At 64.2% G+C, this 15,743-nt stretch carries 16 protein-coding genes and 3 pseudogenes; 9 read left to right on the forward strand and 10 right to left on the reverse strand.

The window, feature by feature from the left end:
* Nucleotides 1–170: 170 nt before the first annotated feature.
* Nucleotides 171–401 (reverse strand): annotated as a pseudogene (locus AC5Y49_RS23720) (transposase); the annotation flags it as partial.
* Nucleotides 402–591: 190 nt separating this feature from the next.
* On the opposite strand from AC5Y49_RS23720, the gene AC5Y49_RS23725 reads away from it, so the two are divergent.
* The 3 genes and pseudogenes from AC5Y49_RS23725 to AC5Y49_RS23735 all read left to right on the forward strand — a co-directional run.
* Complete coding sequence (locus AC5Y49_RS23725; RefSeq protein ID WP_499891835.1) at nt 592–717, forward strand: hypothetical protein; 126 nt, start codon at nt 592–594, stop codon at nt 715–717.
* Entirely contained in the window at nt 718–1,008 is a 291-nt protein-coding gene (gene ricR, locus AC5Y49_RS23730) for a copper-sensing transcriptional repressor RicR (protein WP_499891836.1), read from the forward strand.
* 527 nt (nt 1,009–1,535) lie between these two features.
* Nucleotides 1,536–1,872 (forward strand): annotated as a pseudogene (locus tag AC5Y49_RS23735) (anti-sigma factor family protein); the annotation flags it as partial.
* Between the two features lie 159 nt (nt 1,873–2,031).
* Here AC5Y49_RS23735 and AC5Y49_RS23740 read toward each other — a convergent pair.
* The 4 genes from AC5Y49_RS23740 to AC5Y49_RS23755 all read right to left on the reverse strand — a co-directional run bounded on the left by AC5Y49_RS23740 (nt 2,032) and on the right by AC5Y49_RS23755 (nt 5,583).
* Nucleotides 2,032–2,241, reverse strand: coding sequence for a hypothetical protein (locus AC5Y49_RS23740; RefSeq protein WP_499891837.1), 210 nt, complete (start codon nt 2,239–2,241; stop codon nt 2,032–2,034).
* A 621-nt stretch (nt 2,242–2,862) separates the two neighbouring features.
* Complete coding sequence (locus AC5Y49_RS23745) at nt 2,863–3,300, reverse strand: MerR family DNA-binding protein (RefSeq protein WP_499891838.1); 438 nt, start codon at nt 3,298–3,300, stop codon at nt 2,863–2,865.
* A gap of 52 nt (nt 3,301–3,352) precedes the next feature.
* Nucleotides 3,353–3,613 carry a hypothetical protein gene (locus AC5Y49_RS23750; protein WP_499891839.1) on the reverse strand — a complete coding sequence of 87 codons (261 nt, stop codon included), beginning with the start codon at nt 3,611–3,613 and terminating at the stop codon, nt 3,353–3,355.
* Between the two features lie 875 nt (nt 3,614–4,488).
* Nucleotides 4,489–5,583 (reverse strand): IS630 family transposase, encoded by a 1,095-nt coding sequence (locus tag AC5Y49_RS23755; RefSeq protein ID WP_499891840.1) that lies wholly within the window; start codon nt 5,581–5,583, stop codon nt 4,489–4,491.
* A 147-nt stretch (nt 5,584–5,730) separates the two neighbouring features.
* On the opposite strand from AC5Y49_RS23755, the pseudogene AC5Y49_RS23760 reads away from it, so the two are divergent.
* Nucleotides 5,731–5,949, forward strand: a pseudogene (locus AC5Y49_RS23760) (hypothetical protein); the annotation flags it as partial.
* A 196-nt stretch (nt 5,950–6,145) separates the two neighbouring features.
* On the opposite strand, the gene AC5Y49_RS23765 reads toward AC5Y49_RS23760, so the two are convergent.
* Entirely contained in the window at nt 6,146–7,249 is a 1,104-nt protein-coding gene (locus AC5Y49_RS23765) for a sodium:calcium antiporter (RefSeq protein ID WP_499891841.1), read from the reverse strand.
* A 131-nt stretch (nt 7,250–7,380) separates the two neighbouring features.
* On the opposite strand from AC5Y49_RS23765, the gene AC5Y49_RS23770 reads away from it, so the two are divergent.
* Nucleotides 7,381–7,758, forward strand: a complete 378-nt coding sequence (locus AC5Y49_RS23770; protein ID WP_499891842.1) for an ArsR/SmtB family transcription factor — start codon at nt 7,381–7,383, stop codon at nt 7,756–7,758.
* 254 nt (nt 7,759–8,012) lie between these two features.
* Here AC5Y49_RS23770 and AC5Y49_RS23775 read toward each other — a convergent pair whose 3' ends face one another.
* Both AC5Y49_RS23775 and AC5Y49_RS23780 read right to left on the reverse strand, forming a co-directional pair.
* On the reverse strand, nt 8,013–10,358 hold the full coding sequence (locus AC5Y49_RS23775) for a heavy metal translocating P-type ATPase (protein ID WP_499891849.1): 2,346 nt from the start codon (nt 10,356–10,358) through the stop codon (nt 8,013–8,015).
* Nucleotides 10,345–10,761 (reverse strand): ArsR/SmtB family transcription factor, encoded by a 417-nt coding sequence (locus AC5Y49_RS23780; RefSeq protein ID WP_499891843.1) that lies wholly within the window; start codon nt 10,759–10,761, stop codon nt 10,345–10,347. The genes AC5Y49_RS23775 and AC5Y49_RS23780 overlap by 14 nt, the downstream gene beginning before the upstream one ends.
* A gap of 203 nt (nt 10,762–10,964) precedes the next feature.
* Between AC5Y49_RS23780 and AC5Y49_RS23785 the strand changes: the two genes are divergently transcribed.
* From AC5Y49_RS23785 to AC5Y49_RS23800, 4 genes are all read left to right on the forward strand, one after another.
* The gene (locus tag AC5Y49_RS23785; RefSeq protein WP_499891844.1) at nt 10,965–11,183 is read left to right on the forward strand and encodes a hypothetical protein; all 219 of its coding nucleotides are present in this window, start codon (nt 10,965–10,967) and stop codon (nt 11,181–11,183) included.
* A gap of 44 nt (nt 11,184–11,227) precedes the next feature.
* Nucleotides 11,228–11,683 carry a YHS domain-containing protein gene (locus AC5Y49_RS23790; RefSeq protein WP_499891850.1) on the forward strand — a complete coding sequence of 152 codons (456 nt, stop codon included), beginning with the start codon at nt 11,228–11,230 and terminating at the stop codon, nt 11,681–11,683.
* Between the two features lie 195 nt (nt 11,684–11,878).
* Nucleotides 11,879–13,164 (forward strand): IS3 family transposase gene (locus AC5Y49_RS23795; protein ID WP_499891845.1). Its coding sequence is split into 2 segments (ribosomal slippage): nt 11,879–12,161 and nt 12,161–13,164, totalling 1,287 coding nucleotides; the frame shifts between segments, so codons are not numbered across the junction.
* An 81-nt stretch (nt 13,165–13,245) separates the two neighbouring features.
* The gene (locus AC5Y49_RS23800) at nt 13,246–13,854 is read left to right on the forward strand and encodes a methyltransferase family protein (RefSeq protein ID WP_499891846.1); all 609 of its coding nucleotides are present in this window, start codon (nt 13,246–13,248) and stop codon (nt 13,852–13,854) included.
* A 457-nt stretch (nt 13,855–14,311) separates the two neighbouring features.
* On the opposite strand, the gene AC5Y49_RS23805 is transcribed toward AC5Y49_RS23800, so the two are convergent.
* Both AC5Y49_RS23805 and AC5Y49_RS23810 read right to left on the reverse strand, forming a co-directional pair.
* A complete protein-coding gene (locus AC5Y49_RS23805) occupies nt 14,312–15,190 on the reverse strand; it encodes a CbtA family protein (RefSeq protein ID WP_499891847.1) in 879 nt (292 codons plus the stop codon).
* 34 nt (nt 15,191–15,224) lie between these two features.
* Entirely contained in the window at nt 15,225–15,440 is a 216-nt protein-coding gene (locus AC5Y49_RS23810) for a CbtB domain-containing protein (protein ID WP_499891848.1), read from the reverse strand.
* Nucleotides 15,441–15,743 lie beyond the last annotated feature (303 nt).

Raw genomic sequence — 15,743 nt, forward strand, 5'->3', positions numbered from 1 at the left:
AACCGTTCAGGGGATTCAGTTCTAGAGGGCGTAAACGATGAGTCTCGTTGCGGTCCGCACCACCAGTGGCACTGGCCGGTGTGCTGGCCGGCACGACCCTAGCGGTGTTGCGCCGGATGGAAGCTGAGTACGCCGAGTCGGACACGCTGTTGAAACGCACCGAGGCTTTTTCAGGAAGGCGATATCTTTCGTCTGCTGGGCAACTGCGCGCGCAACCGCACTAGCTCCACGCGTTCCCCAGCCGTAAGAGGTTCGCCATCGGGATCCGAAGGCGGACCGCTCCCGGCCGCGGCCATCCGGCGCCGCTCGTCGCGCACCCACGTGTGCAGCAGGTTCTCATGTATATCCAGCTCACGGGCGACCTCAGCGACACTCCGACGCCGGTCGATCACCCTATGCGCAGCCTCGACCCTTTACTCAGGGGAAAACGATCGCTGAGGTCGTGGCATGACGACATCCTTCCAAGGGGTCGCAGTTCGCAACGCTAGGCGATGCCCGCCAATATCCGTAGATACCTAAGCGGGGTATCAGCAGGTAAACTGGCTGCAGACGTCCACCATCACTGGCGGTGCGGCACAGCTGGCGACGTTTGTGACGGCTCCAGTGCGAGCTGCGATCGAGATCGCCAACAGCGACAACACTGAAATGGCGATCGGCGACATCGTCGCCGCGCAGCAGGTCGACATCGACCAGATGATCACGATGCCAGGAGGCTAGATGGCAACCGCACAGGGGTATTCGGCGCAGAAAGACAACTACGCCAAGCGACTGCGCCGCATTGAGGGGCAGGTCCGCGGCATCGCGAAAATGATCGATGAAGACAAGTACTGCATCGATGTGCTCACCCAGATCAGCGCCGCCAACAGCGCCCTGCGGGCGGTCGCGCTGAACCTGCTCGATGAACACCTCGGCCACTGCGTGACTCGCGCGGCCGCCCATGGCGGCGACGAGGCCAAAGCAAAAATCGCCGAAGCCTCCGCCGCCATCGCCCGACTCGTCCGGTCTTGATCACTACGACACGACCGAGCAGTTACTGTTGGGCAGCGCGATCGTGCCGCGAACCGATTGAGGCTGCCCTGATATGACCTCGCAGCCGAACCGACCACGGCGGTGGATGCTCAGATCGCCGTGGTGTTGGCGGAGCTTTCGCGCCGGCTTTCGTCCGCGTCGCCGCTGAAACCTTCCGGGGTCTACAACCGCCGATGTCGCCAGCCCGGTACCCAACCGCCTGCGACCTGATGACCGCCTTCGAACTCGTCACGGACAACTCCCGCACCGGTGAACCGCACACCCCGAGCGCACGGATGCAAGCGTCCTCTGCGGGGCAAATTGGATTACGCGGAACTTTTGACCAGCCGTCGCGAAGGGGTTTACCATCTACCGGTGGGGGGTATGCCCTTGGCTTGGTGGCCTCGGTCGACGTAACCGGGCAGCATTCGCGCTACAAGAGTTGGGAGTGACACGATGACGGCGCTACCAACCATCCGGCCCATCGGCCGCGAACACCTCATGGTGGCAGGTGATGAGGTCACCCCATGACATGGATCCGGGGACTCGGCCCGCCCGATGAGAAAGAACTGTCCGTCGACAACAGTCACCGCTACGCGATGTGGGACGCCGCCTACGTGCTGGGATCGCTGTCTGCTACCGAGCGGCGGAAATTCGAGGCTCACTTGGCCGACTGCCCGGCCTGTCGCGAAGCCGTCGCCGAACTCAGCGGCATGCCGGCCCTGCTGTCGCAGCTCGACCAGAGCGAGGTAGCCGCGATCAAACGAGGCCGACCAGATATCAGGCGCACCGAAAGTGTCTCGCGAATCGCTGCTGTCGTTGCTGGCCACCGCGCACTGGCGCCGCCACCGCATACGGCTCATCCGTAACGGTGTCACCGACGTTGGTCTGTCTCTGAGGTTCGACGAGGCCGCGACGGCGTGGTGCGCCGTGGGCTCCGGTGAGCGCTCGTTCGAGCCTCTTGTTTTCGGCCTTGAGGTCGCCGATCTCGGTTTCATAGCGCTGCTTTTGGCTCGGAGTTGTTCAACGTAATGCGGCGCCGATGTGGATTGGTTCGGGTGCCGCGAGTATGGGCCCTGGGGTGGGGTTGATGGGTTCAGCGCGGATCTGTTCGAGGAGGTCGTGGTTGTAGATGGTCTTGAGCGCGATGCCAGCGTATTTGGCCAGGGCATGGGGGTTGACCCCTGCACCCGCCACGGCCCGTCCCGCGGTGAAAGCCGCCGATTTCGTCATTCGTCCCATGGGCTTGACATGTCCCCAGGGGCCAGCTTTAGCGTCATCCATATCTACGACACCACAAGGATGAAAGATGCCATTTCGTGAAGGCGACGTGTACTGCTGCCCGCGCCCGGACTGCGGATGCGAACTGACGGTGACCAAGGGCGCACCCCCGGATTGTCAGGGCCAACAGGATCCGACCTGCTGCTGCGGGCAAACGATGGAAAAGGTCAGGTGAACCGGCGCGGCTGCCTGGGCGGGGCGATCGGCTTTGGCCAACCAGCCGCGCTTGGCGACCTGTCGAATTCGGCCCTGTCTGAATTCGGCCCTGTCTGAATTCGGCCGCACCGGTGCGGAACCCCTGAACGTCACTACCACCTCAGCTCTGGTTGTGCCGTGGGTGAGCGGTGGCGGATGACCGAGGCCGGCGCTGGCGGTCGGCCGGAGCTTATGGATGCCAATCGCTTTCAGTCGATGAGCATGCTGAGCGGGTACGACTGCGCGCCCACGTAGCCGAGCAGCCGGAGGTTATCGCACTCGTGGAAAAGGCCTCGACGACTCGGTGGCGTAGGGACCGTCCCGAGTTGCATGCGCTCACCCTTTCCTCAAATAAATGAGCAGTGACGCGATGATCGGCTATGCCGTTGGCGATTCGATGATGCGGCAGACGGTGGCAGCCTGTCCGCGGCGTTGGTCGCTGCGGGCGGTCTGTAGCGCAGCGGCCAGGGTGGTGCGTAGGGCGCGTAGGTCGGCGATGGCGCGGTCGATGTCGCGAATGTGCTTGTCGAGCAGCGCGGTGACCTGCTCGCAGGGCGCCATACCGTGGCGATGCAGGTCAAGGATGTCTTTGATCTCCGACAAGGTTAGGCCAAGGGTCCGGGCCCGCAGAATGAACCGCAGGATCGCGATGTCGTCGTCGCTGAACAGCCGGTAGCCGGCTTGGGTGCGCTCAGCGGGTGGCAGCAGCCCCTTGGCTTCCCAGATCCGGATGGCCTTGGCCGAGACGCCGGTGGCTTTGGCGGCGTCGCCGACGGTGTGCGTTACGCGACTTCGTTCACGGACGGTGGCCGTCATTGATGACCCTTCCCAGCGATAGGGTTCAAGGGTAGCCCCGGATTCAGGTGTTTCACTCATCGTTCTTTAGGGGCGCGGCGCCGGCGTAGCGGGTCCGTTTTTCCCCTTCCTCCCTTTCTGGGTGAATTACAAATGTCGTCCGGCGGACCACGCCGACCTGTCCGAGGTGCACGGGTGGCAATTCGGCGCTGAGCTTGACCTTCCTATAGGTGAATTGGTTGTCGGCCGCGACGGGAATGGCCCACGTCTGCCCCCATTTGTCGGCATGGTGCGCCTTCACCCCGGCCATGAACTCGGCACGGGTCCTGGTCATGGACGTCTTTGGTGGCCCAGTGCGCGCCGCTGGTGGTGGAGGTGGTGCCGCTGTAGCCGTGGTTGCCATACTCGTCGGTGACGTCGGCGCAGGCCGCGCTGTAGGCGCGCTGCATTTCCTCGCCTTGCGAAAGGTGGTGAATTCGATCGTTCCGATGGATGCTGCTCTCGTTCGTGGTTGTTCAGTCGGCTCGGACGTCGCCGTGCACGCGCCTTTCGCTGCCGCCGTTCCTGCAGGGTGTCGGCGACCGGCAGGCCTACGCCTAGGCCGAGGAGTCCAAGCATGAGGGCGACGTAGCCGCCGCCGAGCAGGATGCCGAGGATGCTCATTTCTGTTGCTCCGTTTCTCGTGGTGGTGGTGGTCGGGTCTCAGTTGTGGCGTGCCGCAACGCGTCGGCGAACAGTCCCCGAGCCAGCCATTCCTGCTGCTCGCGGTCACCACCGTCGCTGCGCTGTGAGAACGTACGATCTTGACGGCGATGGGGTGGGCGGCATATTGACCGGCAGGGACGACACGATCCAATTACGTTGTGGCTCAGCTCATGTTCGGCTCCTATGCGTGATTGTCTGGCGGTATCACCAACAGTGGCTTCCACGGTAGAGATTGCCGCAAGGGCAAGGTCAAGCGCCGCGATGCGATCGCCGGACACAAACCAACTTCAGTGCCCGAGCGGTAATGGCTTCGCTGCCCAAAGTGTGGCGGGCCGTTGACTTTCCGGGTGATAGTCCACGGCCGGGTACGTAGGCGATTGCTTCGCAGAATATTTCGGCCAGGCGCTGGTGCTCGAATGATTAGTATTAGTGGTGCAGTCAGGGACCCAATGAGCCATCGCGATGAATCCGTTTACCGCCCCCGGTGTGGCCTAGTGGTCCGTCTCAGTTTTGGTTAACTACTTGTTGGAGTTTGGCGCGTGCGCGGTGAACCTTGGCGAGGATGGATTCAGCGGTGGCTGTCCATACGTAGGGTTTGGGATCGGCGTTGTGGGCGTTGAGGTATGTCTCGATGCTGGCGATCAGGCCGGGCACGCTGCCGAAGATTCCGCGCCGCAGATTCTTCTCGGTCAGGTCGCGAAACCAGCGCTCGACCTGGTTGAGCCATGATGACGAGGTGGGGGTGAAGTGTAGGTGAAACCGCTTGTGCCGCTTCAGCCATCGCTGGACCTCGACATGCTTGTGGGTGCTGTAGTTGTCCAGGATCAGATGGACCTGCAGGCCCTTGGGTACCTCGCGGTCAATCGTGTTGAGGAACTTGAGGAACTCGGTGTGACGGTGCCGGGGCAGACACTGGCCGATCACTTTCCCTGTCAACACGTCCAACGCGGCGAACAGTGTGGTCGTGCCGTTGCGTTTGTAGTCATGGGTCATCGTGGCGGCCCGGCCCGGGATCATCGGCAGCGACGCCTGGGTGCGATCCAACGCCTGGATCTGGGACTTCTCATCTATCCACAACACGATCGCCTTTTCCGGCGGATTCACATACAGGCCCACCACGTCGATGAGCTTGTCGTCGAACTCGGGATCATTGGACACCTTGAACGTGTCCACGCGGTGCGGTTTGATCCCCAGATCAGACCAAATACGCTGCACTGCAGAGTGACTCACGCCCACTCGGTCGGCCATCGTGCGACAGGACCAATGCGTGTGCCCGGGCGGGGTCTCCTCGGTGGTCAACCGCACGATCTGGGCGACCTGCTCATCGGTGATCGAGGGCTTGCGACCCCGCCCCTTACGTACCTGTCCCAGCGCCCTCAAGCCGTCCTCGGTGAACCTCTTCCGCCACGAACGCACCGTCACCGGCGTCGCCCCCACCTCCTCGGCGATCAGCGTGTTCGCCACACCATCACCGGCCATCAGCAGCGCCTTCGCGCGCATCACCTGCCGATGCGGCGCGGTATGCGAACGCGCCAAGCTCTCCAACGTCTCACGCTCGCCAGCAGTCATCGACAACGCGGCCGCAGGTGATGCACTCATCACGTCAGAATACCCAACATACAGTTAATTATTTGCGTGACACACCACTAGCACTTGACCCTGCCCCAGGGGCAATCCTTAGCTTGGGGTTGTCATCAGCTAACGCGATGCGCGAACCTCGCGCCGGCGAGAGCGCAAACGAGTTTGACCCTGCGCACGATCTATCAAACCTGGGCTGGGCCTTCGGTTACAACACCGCCGCGATCCCTCGCCGCGCTGGGCATGCTCACCCCGATCGTCGCGGGCGCGGCGATGGGATTCTCCTCGGTCAGCGTGGTGACCAACTCGCTGCGGCTACGCCGATTCGGGCGCGACACCGACAGGGCCGGCCCAGACCGCGGACATGCACTGGCATTGACTCGGTAGTTCGGCCGCGCGTGATCGATCGTCGGGAATTGAAGAAAGCGTCACCCCGGCCGCAGATTTGGCTGCGCCAGCCTACAACTGCCGCCATTTCGGTCTTCAGCATCGGACCGCAGACACATGATTAAGGTGCCCGGGAGACGCTCTCGTCGATCGGTTGCGGTCTTCGGCGGGCTTTCACCCGTGAAGGCGAGGGTTATCAGGTGAGGATCGGGATGAGTCCGGCGGCGAAGACCAGGTAGAGCAATGCGGCCGCGGCCAACCGGGTGGGGGTGAGTTTGTGTGTGCGCAGCGCGGACAGCAGGTAGCCGATCGCGATCATGGTGACGACGCCAGACCAGAGCAGGGCGTGATCGAAGCGCCAGTCGGTGAACAGCAGACCCAGGCCGCTGGGCACGGTCGCCTGGATCATCATCGCCCCGGAAATATTGGCCAGGGCCAGTTGGGTTTTGCCGTGACGGACCCAGATGATCGCGTTCATGATTTCCGGCAACTCAGTGGCGATCGGAGACAGCAGCAAGGCGGTGACGGCCCCGGATAATCCGAGCATCGGGCCGATGGCGTCAAGCTGGTGCACGAAAACCTGCGAGGAAACAAAGATGACCGCCAATGCGCCCAGCGTTTGCACCAGAACCGCCGGGTTGGTCGGTCGCGTGGTGCGGGGTTGCAGCCTGAGCGGCGCCAACTCCTCCTCGTCATGGGGGTCCAAGGTGTGGCCGCCGCGCAGTTCGCGCCAAAAGTAGACAGCGTAGACGGCGAAAAACAACAAGCCCAGCCACGGCTTGAGCGCGAACGCCACCAAACCCAACACGACTTTGACCGCGAACACCGCCATAAACCAGCGCTGATCGTGCGCCAGGCGCGCCGTCTGGGTGGAATCGGCCAACACGGCGCCGCGGTCCTCGTCTTTTTCTGACGTGGAGCGCTGCGGGTCTGCGCCGCAGCCGCCGGCGGCGATCAATTCGCGGCGACGGGTGCGGCGCCGCAACAGCAGCAGGGCACCGGTAACCCCGTAGGCGATGGTCGCCAGCACCAGCGGGCCGCCCATCGCGGCGCCGACCCCGATGTTGCGGATCTGGGCGGTCGCGCCGGTGGTGACCGCGACCAGCGTGACCACCGATTCGGGCAGCGCTGTGCCAAAGGCGGCCAGGATGGTCCCTACCGCCATCTTCTTGACGTTGAGCCGCTGGCCAAGCCATTCCACGGCGTTGACGAACCACTCACACGACAGATAGATCGCCGCCGCGCAGGCGATCAGCAACGCGACATGCAGCACGAAGGCGTCCCTGCCTTCCTCATCCACACGCAGAACGGGCGTTAGACCTCGGTTCGGATCGTTCCCATCCTGCCACTCATTTCGTTATATTCGCAAATGTTAAAGTATTTCGATTAGGCGAATCCACTCGTCGGAAGTGCGCCACAATGGACGTCGCCATGGCAAAACCAAAACAACGGCCATCCGAAACCACCAATGCGGCCGTTGCCCCCACCGAGCCCACCAGTCCGCAGTTGGCGTCAGCCGCCGCCACTTTCGCGCTGCTCGGCAATCCGGCACGGCTCCACGTACTCTGGCTGGCCGCCCAAGACGTGCACGACGTGACCGCCCTGGCCAAGCGGGCCGACGTCGGGGTCGCCACCATGAGCCAGCACCTGACCAAGCTGCGACTGGCCGGCCTGGTCAGCGCACGCCGAGAAGGCCGCCGCCACATCTACACCGTCGACGACCCGCACGTCCTCACACTGGTCCAGCAGATCTTCGCCCACATCGCCCCCGACGGCAGCCTCGCACCCGACCCGCCACTCAAACCCTGAGCGCCAGCGGCTGCGTTTCACCAAGGTGGTTCAGCGTCATCCCCGCGGGGCTCGGCCATCCCCCACGGTTCGTATGCGGAGCTGGTGCGGCTACGGGCGACCGTTGCGCCGGTGGGTGCGTCAGGCCGAGGTTGACTCGCCGAGCTACTCGGGCTGTCAACCTCGGGCTACCGCAAAAATTTGCATGCACTGGTGTTGTCAGAGCCGCCGCGCACATAGCGACGCCGTGACTTGGAGATGAAACCCTTTGCTCTTCACAGGAAATCGCGCGGCACAGTGTCTTGCGTTGGCCTCGCAAGTGGTTGGATGCGTCCGGCGCGTACGCCGTTGGCGATGACGATGATTTCGGTGAGCTCGTGCACCAGCACGACCGCGGCCAGTCCGAGAGTCCCGAACACCGCTAGCGGCATCAGCACGGTGATGATGGTCAGGGATAGTCCGACGTTTTGCAGCATGATCTGCCGGGAGCGGCGGGCATGCTGAAGTGCCTGGGGCAGGTGACGTAAGTCTTGACCCATCAGCGCGACGTCGGCGGTTTCGATGGCGACGTCGGTTCCCATGGCGCCCATAGCAATTCCCAGGTCGGCGGCGGCCAGAGCCGGAGCGTCGTTGACGCCATCGCCGACCATGGCGATGGGCCGCCGGGCGCGCAGCTGTCCGACCAAGTGAGCCTTGTCCTCGGGGCGCAGTTCGGCGTAGACGTGCTCGATTCCGGCTTGGCCGGCCAGGGCGGCGGCGGTGGCGTGATTGTCGCCGGTGAGCATGCTCACCTGGTAGCCGCCGGCGCGCAGCATGGCGATGACCTCGGCTGCTTCGGGGCGCAGTTCGTCGCGCACGGCGATGGCACCGAGCAGCTGCTCGTCGCGTTGGACGAGAACCGCTGTGGCCCCGGCTTGTTGCATGCGCGCCACCTGATCGGCGAGCTCGGCGGGTTCGAGCCAGCCGGGCCGCCCCAGTCGCACCGCATGGCCGTCGAGGTGACCGGTCAACCCGGCCCCCGGGATGGCTTGCACGTCGACCGCGGCGGCGACCGGCGCTTGGGTTGCAGCGAGGATGGCCGCGGCCAGCGGGTGTTCACTGCGGGCCTCCAGCGCGGCCGCCACCGCCAGCACCTCCTCGCGGGTGGCGCCGTTGGTGATGGCGACCTCGATAACCGCGGGCCGGTTGGCCGTCAATGTTCCGGTTTTGTCCAGGGCGATCCCACCGATGGTGCCCAGGGCTTCCAACGCGGCGCCGCCCTTGATGAGTACGCCGAGTTTGGAGGCGGCGCCGATGGCCGCCACGACAGACACCGGCACGGCGATGGCCAGCGCGCACGGGGAGGCTGCCACCAGCACAACAAGAGCGCGTTCAATCCAGACCAGCGGCGTACCGAAGACGCTGCCCGTCCCAGCGATCAGCGCCCCGGCGATCATGATGCCCGGCACCAGTGGCCGCGCGATGCGGTCGGCCAGCCGCTGGCTGGCGCCTTTGCGGGCCTGTTCGGCTTCCACGATGTGCACGATCCGCGCCAGCGAGTTGTCCGCTGCGGTTGCGGTGACCTCCACCTGCAGTACTCCGGAGCCGTTGATCGACCCGGCAAACACTTCGTCATCGGGTCCGGCTTCTACCGGCACCGATTCGCCGGTGATCGCTGAGACGTCCAGCGCGGTGCGTCCGGTACGAATGATGCCGTCGGTGGCGAGGCGTTCCCCGGGTTTGACGATCATCTGATCGCCGACGCGCAGATCGGTTGCGGCCAATAGGGTTTCGGTCCCGTCGCGCAGGACAGTGGCTTGGTCCGGCACCAGCGATAGCAGAGCGCGCAGGCCGCGGCGGGTGCGCGCCACCGCGTATTCCTCCAAGCCCTCGCTGATCGAGAACAGAAACGCCAGCGCGGCGGCCTCGCCGACCTGACCGAGACCGACAGCACCTGCCGCGGCGATGGTCATCAAGGTGCCCACGCCGATACGGCCCTGGGCCAGTCGCTTAACGGCGGAGGGCACGAACGTGGAGGCGCCCACCGCCAGCGCAAGGACTTTCAGTCCCAGTGCGACCGGCCCGAGTGGAGTGACCCACGCGGTGACCACCGAGGCGGTCAGCAGCGCCCCGGATAACGCCGCGCGCCGCAACTTGACAACGTGCCAGAGCCGCTCCGGCTCGCGCTCATTGTCATCGTGGTCGCAGCAGCCATCGCTGACTGTCCCAGCTCGCTGCGCGGCCACGACAACGGAAGCACTACCGAGGTCATCGTGCGGACCCGACAGGGTTCGCGCACTCCAGTCAAGGATTCTCTGCATGACACCGGCCCTACGGCCATCAGCCGAGTGCGGGGCACGCGCGGGCACCGACGCTGCCGGGATGTGCTCGGCATCAGCGATCGCCGACACGACCGCAGCGGTGTCGCAGCCCCCCGGCGAATACCAGATCACAACCGATGCCGTGCGCGGATAGGCCTGCACGGCCTGCACACCGGTCACCTTGCCCACCGCATCCTCGATCGCGACGGCCCGGACAGCGTCGAACCGAAAACCGTTGGCGTGCACACGTATCCGCCCCGCCGCGGCGGATACAACGGTCAGCTCTACGCCGGCACCAGGGCGAATATCAGCGGTCAGCATCATCAACCTCCGTAGTTTTGGTCTGAGCCCTCTCTGCCGGCTCGGCGGCCATGCTGTCGGTGCCGTAGTTGGGGCAAAGTGCGACGGCATTTCCGGTCGCGGCCAGTAGCGTTTCGGCGGCGGCGAACAGGTCCAGCAGCTCGGGGACGGCCAGCGCGTAGAAGACCTGCCGGCCCTCTGGGCGCCCAGTGATCAGTCGGCAGTCGCGTAGGCACGCCAGGTGCGAGGACACCGTGGACTGCGGGAGCCCTAGGACCCGCGTCAAATCCACGACCCGGGCTTCCCCACCAGCGAGATGACGCGCGATCGCCAGCCGGGTCGGGTCGGACAGGCTATGAAACAACGCCACCGCGGCAGTCAACTGCTCCCGCGAGGTGGTGGACTCAATGCTTTTCATCGGCATAAACCGATGATACCGTATTCACGAGATTTAATCGGGAGCTTCACTGATAACAAAGAGGCCGATCACATCGGAAGGAGCGGTAGCGATGGTCCACGACTTGGTGGCGACCGCGCCTGCGCCGGTCGGACAGCTTCGCCGATCGGCTCAGCCCACCGGCACCCGACCCGACTATGCCACCCTCACACCACATCAGAGCCGGTGACATGACACCGATTGGGCCCAGCTCCAACGCATCCCACGACCACACGACCACCACCAGCCAGGCGGCCGTGGCGTTCGTCGACCTGTCCGGTTTCACCGCTCTGACCGAAGCACACGGTGACCACCAGGCTGCCGAGCTGGCCGAAGCGTTCGCCGACATCGCCCGCGCCACCCTTTGCGAGGGTGACCGGCTGGTCAAAACAACGGTGACGCCGTCCTGATCACCTCGCCCACCCCGCACACCGCGCTCACTCTGATAAGACGCATCGCCGAAGGAACACGGCATACCGGCCGATTCCCGGTACTCCGCGCCGGCATCACCTACGGTCCGATCGTGGCGCTCAGCGACGACATCTACGGCGGCACCGTCAACATCGCCGCACGCCTCACCGCAGCAGCCGGCCCCGACCAATGCCTGGCCACCCAACCGGTCGAGGCCGCCGCCCGCGCCGCCGGTCTTGCCACCACCAGCCGCGGTCCTGCGATTCTGCGCAACATCACCGAACCGGTCGACGTGTTCGCCATCGACCTCGGCGCCGGCCACCCGGACACCCACGTCGACCCGGTCTGCCGGATGTGGCTGCAGGACCGAACCACCACAACCACAGTGGCCCACCGCGGCATCACCTACCGGTTCTGCTCCACCCCATGCGCGCAACGCTTTACCGCCGGCCCACAGCAATACAGCACAGAACCCCATGCGCACCAGGCCAACCGATAGGAGGTGATTCGCCGTGGAGATGGATGCCGTCCAGATCACCATGGTCAACTCGCCGCCACGCCGGTGGCCGCGGCGATTCTGCGAAACTTCAGTGTTGCAGCGGCCCTCAGGTCTTAGCCACCGACTGGCAACAGATCAGCACTGTGACCCGTCCCGGCGTTTCCGGAGACTCCCGATCTTGGGAGGATCTGAGTTATGGGACGTGTCAGCAAGTATCCCGATGAGCTGCGTGAGCGTGCGGTGCGCATGGTCGCCGAAGTGCGCCCGCAGTACCCGTCGCAGTGGGCGGCGATAACCGCGGTGGCCGGGATGTTGGGGATCGGTACACCGGAGACGCTGCGGACCTGGATCCGCCGCTCGGAAGGCGACACCGGCCAGCGGCCGGGCGTGACGTCGCAGACGATTGAAGAGAACAAGGCGTTGCGTAAGGAGATCGCCGAGCTGCGTCGGGCCAATGAGATCTTGAAAGCAGCGGCGATTTTCTTCGGGGCCGAGCTCGACCGGCCCGCGAGGCGGTAGTCCGGTTCGTCGCCGAACACAAGGACCATCAGGTGGCCGGCCCCGACGGCGGGGCTGGGCTGCGCTGGGGTGTCGAGCCCATGTGCGCCGTGCTCTGTGAGCACGGTGTGCCGATCAGTCCGTCGACCTACTACGAGTGGATCGCCAAGACCCCGACGCGCCGCCAACTGCGGGATGTCGAGCTCGTCGAGATCATCACCGCGGCAAGGGACGACCACAAAACCGGCAAGTTCGTGCAGACGCTGGGATCACGAAAGCTGTGGATCTGGCTACGCGGCCACGGTCATGATGTCGCGCGCTGCACGGTGGAACGGATCATGAGCGAACAAGGTTGGGAGGGAGCGTGTTACGGGTCCAAGCACAAGACCACCGTCGCCGATGGCAGTCATGTCCGTTATCCCGATCTGGTGGACCGGCGCTTCTACGCCGCGCAGCCGAATCGGTTGTGGGTGGCCGACTTCACGTATGTGTCGACGTGGATGGGGTTCGTGTACGTCGCCTTCGTCATCGACGCCTACAGCCGCCGGATCCTCGGCTGGCGAGCCGCCAGATCCATGACCACCAACCTGGTCCTCGACGCCATCGAGCACGCGTTCTTCACCCGTGCCCAAGACGGCACCACCAGCCTGCAGGGGCTGATCGCGCACAGCGACGCGGGCAGTCAATACACCTCCGTGGCGTTCACCCAACGGCTCATCGACGAGGGCGTGGACCCCTCTGTCGGCTCGGTCGGCGACGCCCTGGACAACGCCCTAGCCGAGACCACCGTCGGGTCGTTCAAGAACGAACTCATCCGCCGGCAAGGCCCCTGGCGCGACGTCAACCAGGTCGAGTTGGCGACCGCCGAATGGGTGACGTGGTTCAACACCGAACGCCCCCACGAGTACCTCGACGACTTCACCCCCGAGGCCGTCGAGAAACTCCACTACGATCACAGGCGCACCCCACCGAAGGCAGGGTGATTCAACGACAACAGTCTCCGGACTCACCGGGACGGGTCACTGGATCACCGAGCGAAATTGAACGAGAAGGAGATTTGAGATATGGCGCTGGTCGCGCTTGCCCTCTATATGGCTTTCGTTGCGCTCGGGTTCGGTTGGCGCAGTTGGCGACAACTGCGCCGCACGGGGTCCACCGGCTTTCGTGGCATCAGTGGTCGCCCCGGATCGTTGGAATGGTGGGTCGGGCTCGGGTTCGTACTCGCTGTCGTCATCGGTGTCGCCGCACCGCTGCTGCAGATGTTCGGCGCGCTTAGCCCCGTTGAGGTCCTCGACGCATCGTGGATCCAGGCCGTCGGCATCTCGCTCTCACTTGTCGGCATCGGCGCGACTGTCTACGCGCAAAACGACATGGGCGAATCATGGCGCATCGGCGTCGACACCAGTGAGACAACAATACTCGTGCGCGGCGGCGCGTTTGCGCTCGTGCGAAACCCGATCTTCACCGCGATGCTGGTCTTCGCTGCCGGCATCGCGCTCGTCACACCCAATCCGCTGGCCATCGCCGCGCTTGTGCTCCTGGCCACCACGATCGAGCTGCAGGTCCGCGTCGTCGAAGAGCCTTATCTGCTCGCTGTCCACGGCAACAGCTACCGCGACTACACCCGAACTGTCGGCCGCTTCCTGCCCCGAGTGGGTAGACGAGCCACATAAGCCAAGCTACGAAGAGATCCGACCGACGATTTTGAGTTCACCGAATCGACTCTGGTGAATGCTCCACTGGAGAGGTTTGGCCACTGCTCCTCGATATCCACAAGTGGTGGCCAGCGTCAAACCCCGAGCACGAAGGCTTGGAGCATTTCGACAATCGCCCTGCCACCAAAGTTGGCGCCAGGCTGCGGACTCGGGAAAAGATCGGCGGTATTCCCTGGCATGTGGGCCGTAATCCCGCTGGGTCCAATCGCCTGGCTGGGAATCTGGCGGCTAACAATCAGCATTGCTGGCGACGGTGCGAATCCGCTCCCCAGCTGCAGATACGTCCTCGGGTGTGAGCAGATCGGGAAGACGATGACGTGGAACTGACGTGGATGACCGCCGCTGTGCTGATTCCGGTGATCTCTTCGCGATTCGGGACTTCGCGACATTGGAACGCCGCCAAGCCGGTGTCGCATCAGGGGTGACCGGTGATGCACGCGTGCCGGTTCACATGCGACTTTCGTGGATTTCGCGCGAAGCCCGACTCCAGCAGACGGTTGGTCAGCGGCGCGAAGCACAACCCGATCGTGGCCCACAGAATTAGCTGAGCGCCCACCGAATACAGCCGGAAAGAGTACAGGTCGTCAGCAGGGAATCCCGGATAGATAATCGTGCCAGTGGGATCACGCAGCGGCTGCGGCGTTTCGGTTGCCGTAACACCAAATTCGGCAGTGTTTCCCGACAAGTGACCCAACGACGGCAACAACAACATGACGAGGCCGATCGCGACGACGAACGCGCCGGCGGCCAGCAGGCCGGCTGTCCAGTTGCCGAACCGGGGCGCCAAACGCCGACCCAGCCACACCGCGCCCAACAGGAACAGCAGCGAGCAGACAACCATCACTAGATACAACCCGGTGCGGGCACCAAGGGTGTCGGGGTGCCCGATTGACGGCGGGTTAGCCGGGTACTTCAACGACGGCACCAAATAGATGCCGACGAAAAGCCCACCAGCCAGCAGCAGTGCCAGGCTGCGCGGCGAAAGGTTCCCCAGGCGCGCAAGAATGACGCTGTAGACGACAGCGAACAGGGCGCCCATCGCGACCCCGAACAGGATCAACCCGAACGCGGCACCAACGTTGGACTGGATGGTGCGGCTAAAGACCTCCGGCCCCATACTCTCCGGCGTCAACCCGGCCGCCTTGTCCAGGGCGGCCTGGGCCTTGTCGCGGCCACTCTCGTAGTCGATCGCCCGTCTGATCACCGGTTCGACGAATATGCGCCCGAAAATGAACGCCAGCAGACCGCCCAGTGCGCCGACGAGCACGCCTCGGACAATGATGCGTTTCTCCATGGGCCGTTACCGCTCTTCTGGCTCGACGTGGCCGTCAGTGGCAGGGGAAGCCGAGCAGGTGGCGGCCGTCGTGCACGAATTCATGTATATGGGTGTCACTGCCGAACAGTGACGTTGCGCCCTGGTCAAAACCGACGAAGTAATACAAGGCGAGTGCCAGAAGGGTTGTGCCGGCAAGCCATAAAGCAGCCTGCGCCGACGCGGTCACCGGCCGGATCGCCACCTTAGATGGAGATTCATACGTTGCCATGGGGTGGACTCTCCTTCCAGGGGATTCAGCGTCCCCACATAAATAAGGATGCGCGTGGCCGAGAGTATCTGACTCGCACGCCCACCGAAACGAACGTGCTCACAGTGGCGCGACCGTCCTGGATTCTCCCGTCAGATTTCTCACTCACCACGCGCATGCCGACAGTAGAACCGATGACTATTTCCCGTCCAGTAGGCAATCTCGCCGAGGTCGTTGACCATGCCTGCTGCGCGGGATTCGGGTACCTCTCCAGGCCGCGAGACGGCATGCGACGCAGGGCGAATCTCGGCCCGCCGGAATAGC

This window comes from Mycobacterium sp. NGS62, from assembly GCF_059812285.1.

Coding starts and splice junctions, on each gene's coding strand:
- ricR (WP_499891836.1), top strand. CDS start 718: ATGGCAACCGCACAGGGGTATTCGGCGCAGAAAGACAACTACGCCAAG.
- AC5Y49_RS23785 (WP_499891844.1), top strand. CDS start 10,965: ATGACACCGATTGGGCCCAGCTCCAACGCATCCCACGACCACACGACC.
- AC5Y49_RS23750 (WP_499891839.1), bottom strand. CDS start 3,613: ATGACCAGGACCCGTGCCGAGTTCATGGCCGGGGTGAAGGCGCACCAT.
- AC5Y49_RS23745 (WP_499891838.1), bottom strand. CDS start 3,300: ATGACGGCCACCGTCCGTGAACGAAGTCGCGTAACGCACACCGTCGGC.
- AC5Y49_RS23770 (WP_499891842.1), top strand. CDS start 7,381: ATGGCAAAACCAAAACAACGGCCATCCGAAACCACCAATGCGGCCGTT.
- AC5Y49_RS23740 (WP_499891837.1), bottom strand. CDS start 2,241: ATGACGAAATCGGCGGCTTTCACCGCGGGACGGGCCGTGGCGGGTGCA.
- AC5Y49_RS23810 (WP_499891848.1), bottom strand. CDS start 15,440: ATGGCAACGTATGAATCTCCATCTAAGGTGGCGATCCGGCCGGTGACC.
- AC5Y49_RS23775 (WP_499891849.1), bottom strand. CDS start 10,358: ATGCTGACCGCTGATATTCGCCCTGGTGCCGGCGTAGAGCTGACCGTT.
- AC5Y49_RS23780 (WP_499891843.1), bottom strand. CDS start 10,761: ATGCCGATGAAAAGCATTGAGTCCACCACCTCGCGGGAGCAGTTGACT.
- AC5Y49_RS23805 (WP_499891847.1), bottom strand. CDS start 15,190: ATGGAGAAACGCATCATTGTCCGAGGCGTGCTCGTCGGCGCACTGGGC.
- AC5Y49_RS23800 (WP_499891846.1), top strand. CDS start 13,246: ATGGCGCTGGTCGCGCTTGCCCTCTATATGGCTTTCGTTGCGCTCGGG.
- AC5Y49_RS23755 (WP_499891840.1), bottom strand. CDS start 5,583: ATGAGTGCATCACCTGCGGCCGCGTTGTCGATGACTGCTGGCGAGCGT.